Source organism: uncultured Campylobacter sp. (genome assembly GCF_938017615.1).
Taxonomy (GTDB): Bacteria; Campylobacterota; Campylobacteria; order Campylobacterales; family Campylobacteraceae; genus Campylobacter_B.
This window is the reverse complement of the sequence record NZ_CALIJA010000100.1, coordinates 1-8,784: the sequence shown is the minus strand read 5'-3', so window position 1 is coordinate 8,784 and position 8,784 is coordinate 1. Positions and strand designations below refer to the sequence as shown.

At 47.3% G+C, this 8,784-nt stretch carries 11 protein-coding genes; 4 read left to right on the top strand and 7 right to left on the bottom strand.

The features are described from left to right. The first annotated feature begins 397 nt into the window (after nucleotides 1-397). From Q0620_RS04760 to Q0620_RS04750, 3 genes are all read left to right on the top strand, one after another. Nucleotides 398-1,891, top strand: a complete 1,494-nt coding sequence (locus Q0620_RS04760) for an RNA ligase (RefSeq protein ID WP_298783419.1) — start codon at nucleotides 398-400, stop codon at nucleotides 1,889-1,891. Nucleotides 1,892-1,973: 82 nt separating this feature from the next. Further along, a complete protein-coding gene (locus Q0620_RS04755) occupies nucleotides 1,974-2,570 on the top strand; it encodes a metallophosphoesterase (RefSeq protein WP_298783418.1) in 597 nt (198 codons plus the stop codon). Nucleotides 2,571-2,627: 57 nt separating this feature from the next. Continuing rightward, a complete protein-coding gene (locus Q0620_RS04750) occupies nucleotides 2,628-2,801 on the top strand; it encodes a hypothetical protein (protein WP_298783417.1) in 174 nt (57 codons plus the stop codon). Nucleotides 2,802-3,620: 819 nt separating this feature from the next. Here Q0620_RS04750 and Q0620_RS04745 read toward each other — a convergent pair. Together Q0620_RS04745 and Q0620_RS04740 are read right to left on the bottom strand one after the other, a co-directional pair. After that, nucleotides 3,621-4,727, bottom strand: a complete 1,107-nt coding sequence (locus Q0620_RS04745; RefSeq protein WP_298783416.1) for a HAMP domain-containing sensor histidine kinase — start codon at nucleotides 4,725-4,727, stop codon at nucleotides 3,621-3,623. A gap of 9 nt (nucleotides 4,728-4,736) precedes the next feature. Beyond that, on the bottom strand, nucleotides 4,737-5,399 hold the full coding sequence (locus Q0620_RS04740) for a response regulator transcription factor (RefSeq protein WP_298783415.1): 663 nt from the start codon (nucleotides 5,397-5,399) through the stop codon (nucleotides 4,737-4,739). Nucleotides 5,400-5,659: 260 nt separating this feature from the next. On the opposite strand from Q0620_RS04740, the gene Q0620_RS04735 reads away from it, so the two are divergent. Further along, nucleotides 5,660-5,869, top strand: a complete 210-nt coding sequence (locus tag Q0620_RS04735; RefSeq protein WP_298783414.1) for a hypothetical protein — start codon at nucleotides 5,660-5,662, stop codon at nucleotides 5,867-5,869. 17 nt (nucleotides 5,870-5,886) lie between these two features. Here the strand turns inward: Q0620_RS04735 and Q0620_RS04730 are convergent, their stop codons facing one another. From Q0620_RS04730 to modA, 5 genes are all read right to left on the bottom strand, one after another. Continuing rightward, nucleotides 5,887-6,417, bottom strand: a complete 531-nt coding sequence (locus Q0620_RS04730) for a DUF1104 domain-containing protein (RefSeq protein ID WP_298783413.1) — start codon at nucleotides 6,415-6,417, stop codon at nucleotides 5,887-5,889. A 180-nt stretch (nucleotides 6,418-6,597) separates the two neighbouring features. After that, nucleotides 6,598-6,795 carry a hypothetical protein gene (locus tag Q0620_RS04725; RefSeq protein WP_298783411.1) on the bottom strand — a complete coding sequence of 66 codons (198 nt, stop codon included), beginning with the start codon at nucleotides 6,793-6,795 and terminating at the stop codon, nucleotides 6,598-6,600. A gap of 12 nt (nucleotides 6,796-6,807) precedes the next feature. Then, nucleotides 6,808-7,353 (bottom strand): superoxide dismutase family protein, encoded by a 546-nt coding sequence (locus Q0620_RS04720; protein ID WP_297905600.1) that lies wholly within the window; start codon nucleotides 7,351-7,353, stop codon nucleotides 6,808-6,810. A gap of 65 nt (nucleotides 7,354-7,418) precedes the next feature. After that, a complete protein-coding gene (locus Q0620_RS04715; protein WP_298783409.1) occupies nucleotides 7,419-8,087 on the bottom strand; it encodes an ABC transporter permease subunit in 669 nt (222 codons plus the stop codon). Then, nucleotides 8,084-8,784: molybdate ABC transporter substrate-binding protein (modA, locus tag Q0620_RS04710; RefSeq protein WP_298783408.1), on the bottom strand; the 701-nt coding region annotated here is incomplete at its 5' end. The genes modA and Q0620_RS04715, both read right to left, overlap by 4 nt.

Here is an 8,784-nt window from a genome sequence, read left to right as displayed (position 1 = left end):
GAAAGATAAGCTGGGAATGTATCACGGCGAAGCTAGACTTGGAGACAAACCGATCGTTTATTGGCCGATAGGGGAGAAATAAGCGTAAATTTAGCCCCTTTGCGGGGCTAAATTTAAATCAAATAGCGAGGATAAATACGCTTTTTATCGTACGTCTATCAAATTTGGCGCTTTCATCGATCAAGCGCTTCGGCAAGGCCAAATTCGGTCAAATTTTAATTTCAGCACCTCGGCAAAGCGCGAATTTTCTATTTAAAATCGGCTCTTTTTAACTTAGGCTCAAATCAAGAAGTATTAAGTCCCGCTGAGCCTTAAATTTTACCAAAATCCATATTTCTTGATACCAAAGCGCTCAAATTTCAGGTAGAATATCACCACATAAAATCAAGGCGGTAAAATGAGAAAATTTATAGTCGTTCGCGGACACGCGGGCTCGGGCAAAACGACTTTCGCAAAAGAGAAAATCAAAGAATTTAAAAACGAATATCCGCAGGCGCAAATTTATCATCTGGAAAACGATATGTTTCTAACCGATGAGGCAGGGGTTTATACTTGGTCGCCGAAGCTTTTGGAGGACGCAAAGCGCAAGGTCGCCCGCGAGATAAAGCAGGCGTATAAATTTGCTCTGGAAAACAAAGATAAAGACGTTCTTATCGTGCTTAGCAACGTGAGCGCGCGCACCAAAGAGCTGCTAGGCCTAAAAGAGCAAGCCGCCCAAAATGGATTTATTTTTGAATGCTTTAGAATGCAAAATTTCTTCGCCTCCGAGCACGGCGTCGATGAAGATACCGTAATAGCGATGTTTATCAAGGTCGCAAACAACAAAATAGAGGGCGAAATTTTGATCCCGCCCGTTAATCCTATGAGCGAAAGCGTAGCGCAAAAGATCAAAGACGCGGCGGCTCTAAACAGGCGCGATCTGCCCTTTGATGCGGCGCAAAATACCTACGTAACGAAAAAATATATCGCCGCTACGCAGGATAAAAGGCTTTGGAGCGCGCGTCAAAGCGAGCTTTATCCCGAGCTTCGCACCTACAAATACTCAAAACGCGTCTTTTTCAAAGCCGATTGGGATAAGGCGTTGCTCGAGATGCGCGGGCTCATAATGGACGATGATCTAAATATCATCGTGCGTCCGTTTAAAAAGGTCTATAACTACTCGGAATTTACCTCGCGCAAAAGCCTTTATCCTATCGATATCACAGACGATACGCCCGTGCTTGCCGTGCGAAAGGTAAACGGCTTTTTGGGGTGTTGCACCTACGTAGATGTCGGCAAAAGCAGCGCGAGCTTTAACCGCCGCGTCATCTACTCCACGACGGGATCGACCGATAGTAGATTTGCGCAGATGGCGCGCGAGCACTGCTGTAAATTTGAAGAGATTTTCAAACGCTATCCAAATAAAACTTTTTTATTTGAGATCACCGACGAAAGCGATCCGCACATCGTAGAAGAGGAGCTTGGAGAAACCTTTATCGGGCTTATCGACGCTAAAACCGGCGCGCAAGAGAGCGAATTTGAGCTGGATAAAATCGCCGCAAGCACTGCCGGAGCGCTAAAAAGACCTTTTTATAAAGAGGGCGAGCAGTATCTAAAAACGAGCTTTGCGGAGCTTAAAAATATAGTCAAAGAGGCAAAATTCGAGGGCTTTATGGTGTATATCCCAAGCCAGAACGATTTTTGCTTTAAGATGAAAACGCCTTATTATCTTGTGAATAAATTTTTCGCTCGCAGTAAAAACGAGGCGCTTTCCGGCAAACTGGATAAAACTAAGCTTGATGAGGAATTTCACCCCTTGATCGATCATATCAAAGCAAACGAGCGTGAATTCAAATCCCTTGACGAGCAGGGCAAGCTAGGCTTTATAAAAGAATTTTTAGAAAAAATTTAACGATTAGCGCGAATATTTGGTGCCGCGTAAATTTACGTAAAGCTCAAATTTGATGCGGCGATTAAAATTTAAAGGAAAAATGATGATATTTTTTACCTCCGATTTGCATTTTTATCACGGCAATATTATGAAATACTGCCCTAAATTTAGGGATTTTAATGACGTAAACGAGATGAACGAAAAGCTAATAGAGCTCTGGAATGCCGTAGTGGGGCCCGAGGATACGGTTTATGATCTGGGCGATTTTGCATTTTGTAATAAATTAAAGGATCTAAAAAGCGTCGCGCGTAGGCTAAACGGCTCGCATGTGCTGATTTTAGGCAACCACGATACGCTCATTAGCCAAAACAAAGAAGCGCTGCTGCGCGAGCTAAAAGAGGACGGAAATCCCATCTTTAGCGATATCCTGCACTACAAGGAGCTAAATTTTGACGGCGGCGCGGGCGCGATGAAGGACGGCAAAACGGGTATTAGCATCTGTATGTTTCACTATCCCGTAGAGGAGCACAACCGCGCCTCGAAAGGCTCTTTTATGCTTCACGGACACTTGCACGACCGCGCTTCCAGCCTAGAAGGGCGCATACTAAACGTAGGCTTTGACTCGCACGGCAAAATTTTAAGCTTAGATGAGATCGTGCAAATTTTAGGGCAAAGGCAAATCGCGGCAAGATACTCGTGATCCGGGCTAAACACGGACAGCCGCAGCATTGATTTAAGCGTAGCCCGCCGCAATATCTTGCAAAAGCACCCGCATAATACCGGGATAGGCAAAGCGCTCGGCGACATCATCTCGATCGATAAGCACGGGCACACGGGCTTTGCGTGGACGAAAGACAAGCTTGGCATGTATCACGGCGGAGCAAGGCTCGGAGCCAAACCGATCGTTTATTGGCCGCTCGGCGAGAAATGATCGGTTTTAGCAGATAGCGCGGAAACAGGGAAGTACTCGGTGAGAAACGATCAAATTTGCCCCGCCTATTTTGACTCGGGCGGGGTCAAATTTGGTTAAATTTAATGACTTATTCAAAAATCCCAGAATTTGATTTATATGAAAGACGGAGTCAAATTTAAAAACGGTAAAACCTAACTTCGCCGTTCAAATTTTGCCCTTTTGCCTACGCACAAATTTTAAAATTTGCGCACGTTTTAAAAAGGATCGGGGTGCATTTTGAAGGGCGGCTACGCACTTTAAATAGCCGCTCCACCCGTTTTAATAAAGCTTCGCTTCGGCAGGGCAGAGCTTATCTAAATTTTAAAATTTACCCGCGCGTAGTCCACGCCAACGCGCCGAGCGGCAAGAATGGGAAGCGGGATAGCTTCCGTTAGAGTATCAAACAGCTTTTTGCACTAGCTATGAATACGGCGCGTATGAGACGACAGAGCAAGCAGGCTCGATCGACGCGCTGCAAAATTTTCGCGAAATTTTGCTGGTTGTCGCGCACGGTCTTATCTAAACTGCTGTTAAATTCTATCCGTAGCCGCCGCGATCTTGTCCACGTCCAAATAAAATTTCACGAAATTCCGTAGAATTTTACGCTGCGTATTCTGCAAACCAATCGGCGAATTTTGCGGACGCGACCGAATTATATGCGTAAATTCCGCCGTCAAATTATAATCTGGCACAAATTTTGCGGACGGAATCGCTAGCTAAATTTAAACCCGCTCGCAGCTAAGCCTAGCAAGCCTGCCTGCTAAAATTTTGTTCGCGCAGGATTTCATTTGGGTAAAGTTAAAATTCCAGCCGAAACTCCGTCTCGCCCGGCTCGCTTCTGCACGAAATTTTAAGCCCGAGCTCGTCGCAATATTTTTTCACGATAAAAAGCCCAATGCCAAAGCCGCCGTTACGTTCGTCAAAGCGGGTGTAAAGCTCGAAAATATGCGGCAAATTTTGCTGCGCGATGCCCGCGCCGCTGTTTTTTATGCGAAGCGAATGCTCGCGCAGGCTTACCTCGACGCAGCCGAGCTCATCACAATATTTTATCGCATTGCCAAGCAGATTATCGATGATTTTTCGCAGCTTAAACTCATCCGCGCAAAAGGCTACAGGGCGCAGATCGGCGCTTAAGCTTATGCACTTTTGCTCCGCAGAGACGCAGAAATACTCGATACGACTTTGCAGCAGCTCGCCTAAATTTACATCCCGCCCGCTGCCGCTTTTGTTTAAGCTTAGCGCGGTTAGATCCTCAAATAGCGCGTTTATCGTATTTGCGCCCGCCTTGATATTGCCCAGATATTTTTTCGCATCGGTATCGAAAAGCTCGATACTCATCAAAATTACGCTAAGCGGGGTTTTTATCTCGTGCGTCGTGTCTCGGATGAAACCGTTTAAAAACTCGATCTTTTCGTAAAGCGGGCGTAGCGAAAGGCGTATGATAAAATACGCGATCAGCAAAATAAGCGCCAAAACAAGCGCGCTCGCAAATAAAATTTTAAGCTTTAGCGCCGCTAGCTTGCCCTCAAGCGTCTCCGTTTTGATCGCTACGTAGTACTCCGTGCCGTCCTTGGCGGTGAGATTAAACTGCTCGATCCTGTTATTTCCCTCCATATACACGCGTGGTGCGTCATCTCTCGGCTCGAAATCCCGCGCGATCTCATCGCTGCTATTCAGATCCGCCGCGTATGCCTGCATGGCGTCAAAATCGCTCTCGTTTAATCGCCCGCCGCGCGCGAGCTTAGCCTCTAGGCCGTGTTTGAAATCTCTGATCGCAAAGGCATCGCGATCCGCGATAAAAAACTTCTCCCGCTCGTAAAATACGCTGCTTACCAGCGCCAAAAACAGGACGCTGGTAAGCGTATAGAGCAAAAAAATCGGTAGAATTTGACGTATTTTGGACACGGTGCGCTCCTAAAGATATTTGTAGCCGAGCTTGGAGGCGTTTATGATGCGATCCTTGCCTAAAATTTTTCGCAGCTCCGCGATATAAACGCGCAGGCTAAGCTCGCTTGGGCTTTCGTCGTAGTCCCACAGCGCGGCGAAAATTTCATCTTTGCTAAGGAATTTATCGCGGTTTTTCAAAAGCAGAGCAAGAAGCCGCGCCTGCTTTTGCGGCATCGGCACGGCTCTTCCGTCGCGATAAAGCGCGTGCTGAGCCATATCGAAGCTAAAACCTCCGCCGATATTTTCGCGCAGGGCGGCGTTGTGAACGAAGGTGCGCTTTAGTAGATTATCCGCGCGCAGAGCCAGCTCTTTTAGCTCAAAGGGCTTTTTGAGGTAGTCGTCACAGCCGCTTCCAAAGCCGCTTTCGACGTCTTGCAGAGTATTTAGCGACGTCGTGAAAATGCACGGTGCTCCGCGCCCCGCCTCGCGCAGCTCGCGAAGCAGCGCAAAGCCGTTGCCGCCGATGATTTTGACGTCGAAGATCCACAGATCGAAGCTCTTTTCGTACGCTAAAGATAGCGCCTCGTCGTAGCTTTTACTGCCGCTTACCTCGTACCCAGCGCCGCGCATGTAGGTGCACATCATATCTAGCAGCATCCCCTCGTCCTCGACGATCAAAACTCTTGCCATAGCCCGCCTCCTTGCATAGAATTTTTGAAATTATACCCTGTGAAATTCCACGTAAAATTTAATTGCGAAATTTCACGACAAAATTTTATCATGACGAAACAGCGCGTCTTAGCTCAAAAGTATGCTTACTAAATTTAGGCTTATAAGATTGCTCGCCATTGCTCGCCCGGTATATTATTCGCGCGGCGCGGCGCAAGAAACTAAAATTTCACGATATAAAATTTTCACGCCGCGGAATTTTAAAATTTACAGGTAAAACATTGGGCTTTAAAATTCCGCCGCTACGAAATTCTAAATTCCGCAACATAAAATTTTACGGCGCAGAATTTCAAAACCTCGCCTGTGCCGATAAGGTTTTGCGAAATTTCATCGGCGCTACGCCGCATAAATTTCAAGCTAAAATTCTAAAATTCTCACGCCGTATTTCGATAAAACAAAATTCCGCGCAAGTGTTGCGCGGAACTACGTAACTTGCTCGTAAGCGGCACTACTGCGCCATAGGACACGGAGCGGCGCCCGCATTTTGATTGCACGGCATCTCGCCTCTTGGCGGCATTGTCGGACCCGCGCCGCTGCCCATTCCTTTATGCGGCATATGACCGCACTCTCCTGGAGCCGCCTGCGATCTGTGTGGACCAAACCCGTGAGCGGGCCTTTTAAATTTGCCGAAATTGCCGCGATCCTTAAGCTCGATATCCAGCCTATCCGCCTGCTCGACGCTTAGCTTGCCTGCCTGAGCGTTATAGTTTTGTCTAAACTCGTCTAGGAATTTCTCGCGATCCTCGACGCTCATAGCGTCCAGCTTCTTTTTAAACTCCATCTTAAATCCGCGCTTGAGATCCCTTGCCTGCGCTCTTAGCTCGCCCGCGCGCTTATCGATCTCAAACGCCGCTTCGCTTAAGCTCTTGGCATCGGCGCCTGCGACTGCGGCATTGATCTGCTCGGGGCTGCTTGAGCTAAAATCTGCGGCGAACAGCACACCCGCGACTAAAACGCTTGCTAAAACAATCTTTTTCATTCTCTCTCCTTTGTGAAAGTTGGCGTGATTGTAGAAAAAAGTCGTGAAGAAAAAGTTAAGTGAGCTCTCGCGCTGCCAAAATAGCTCGGAGCCGTAAATTTAGAACTTCGATTTAAATTTGGAAAATTTTACGCCGCCGCGGCAAAAACAGGGCGTAATGCGTGTAAACTTGGCTAAATTTTAAAATTTAAGCGGGAAGGGGGCGCAGCGCATAAATTTAATACAAAATTTGCGCTGCATAGGTTGTATCAAAAGCCCGCCGTGCGTAAATTTAACGACAAAGCGGGCGTATCTCGGCGCTGCGAACGGCGAAATTTCATCGCGTAAATTTAACCGCAGGGCTGCTAAATTTAGAGATTGCGGATGATTAAATTTCATCCGCAACGAAGCTTATTTTATAACGCCGCAGACCATTCTAGCGCCGCCGCCGCCGAGCGGTTTCGGATGATCGCTGTGGTTATCGCCGCCTACGTGAACCATCAGCGAGTGGCCCTTTAGCTCATCTAGGCTCTTGATCTTCGGAGCTAGCACCGGATAGACCGCATTACCCTCGGCATCAACGAAAAGCGCAGGCAGATCACCCTTGTGACCGCTATCATCCCAAGCAAACGAGTGCTTTTTGGTATCGCTTGGATCCCAGTGGCCGCCCGCTTTCATACCTAGGCCCTTCTCGGTCGCGCCGCAGTCGGCGTTTTGATGCACGTGAAAGCCGTGCACGCCGCTAGTAAGACCCTTTAAATTCGGGAAAAACGCCACGCCGTAGTTCGTCTCGACCGCTACGACCTCGCCGACGGTTACGTTGCCCTTCTCGCCTAGTTGCTCCATCGCAATGACGAGGTGCTTGCCGGTCTTAGGGTCGAAATTTTGCATATCGCCGTGCTCGTGAGCGATCAAGGCGCTTGCGACTAAAATTGATGAAATTAAAAATTTCTTCATGAAAAATCCTTTAAAATGAAATGCGTTTGCAATTCTATCAAAAAAATACTTAAAAATAATTTTTTTCAATTAGATAAATTTCGCTTTTTGTCCAAAAGATTTATCGCATAAAATAAAATCAAGCTGAAAATCACGAGCAAAAGGCTTAAAATCAGCGCTCGCTCGTTTTCTCCGTCATACACGGCGTTGTAGATCGCAAGACTTAGCGTATCGGTTTTACCCACGATGTTTCCGCCCAGCATCAGCGTGATACCCACTTCGCCAAGCCCGCGCGAGAGCGCTAAAATGAGCGCGGAGCCTAGCGTTTTAAGCGAGCTAGGAAGGATGACGAAGAGGAAAATTTGAACTCTGTTTTTGCCCAAAATTTGCGCGGCTTCGATTAGGCTCTTCGGAAAGAGCTCAAAGCTCGCACACACGGGCTTTACAAACAGCGGTAGCCCCACCAAAAATGCGGCGATTACCAATGAAGAAAAGTTAAAAACGATGTCTAAATTTAATGCAGAGCCAATAAATCCGCTCTTTCCAAAAACATAAAGCAGCAAAAATCCCGTCGCGATCGGCGGGAAGATGAGCGGAAAAATCACTAAAATTTCGACGATCTTTTTAAATTTAGCTTGGCTGAAAGTTAAAAAATACGAAATTGCTAGCCCTATTGAAATAAGCAGCAGAAAGCTGCAAAATAGGGCTTTAGCGCTTAGTATCAGAGGATGCGTGATCCAAGCGATGTCGCTCATTTAAGACCGAATTTTGAAAAAATCTCTTTTGAGCGGTCCGATTTAAACTCCTCCATTACCTTTTCGCAAAGCGCCTGCTCGCCGCACGCGCTAAGCCTTGCGATGCCGATGAATGCGGGGCTGTAGAGGCTCTCGTCGATGTAGATGATCGAGCCGAACTCATCTTTTTTGGCGACCGCTTCGGTGCTGTTGATAAAGCCCGCCTGCACCTCGCCGTTGATGACGTAAGCGACCACCTGCGGCACGCCCGCGACGGCTAAAATTTTATCTTTTACCGCATCCATCTTGGCGTTTTGCAAAAACTCGTTCGTCCTGATACCGTAAATCGCCTTTTTAGGATCTGGCATCGCGATCTTATCGAACTTTGCGATCTCAGAGACGCCCTGTATTTTAATATTTTTCGGCGTTACTAAAACGAGCGTGCCGCGCCCGATACGTTCAAATTTGGTGATATTTAGATCGCTTTTTTTCAAAAACGCCTCGTCGCCCACGATGAATGAAATTTTATTCTCGCGCGATTGAATGACGAGCTGGCCGAGGTTGGCAAATGATCCCGCCACGTCCATGCCCTCTTTTTTCAAATTTTCGATCACGGCCGAGACGGGCTTTTTGTATCCGCCGCCGGCCGCGATTATCAGCTGATCCGCGCAGAACGAAACGCTTGCCGCAAGCGCTAAAATAAAAGCAATTTTTTTCA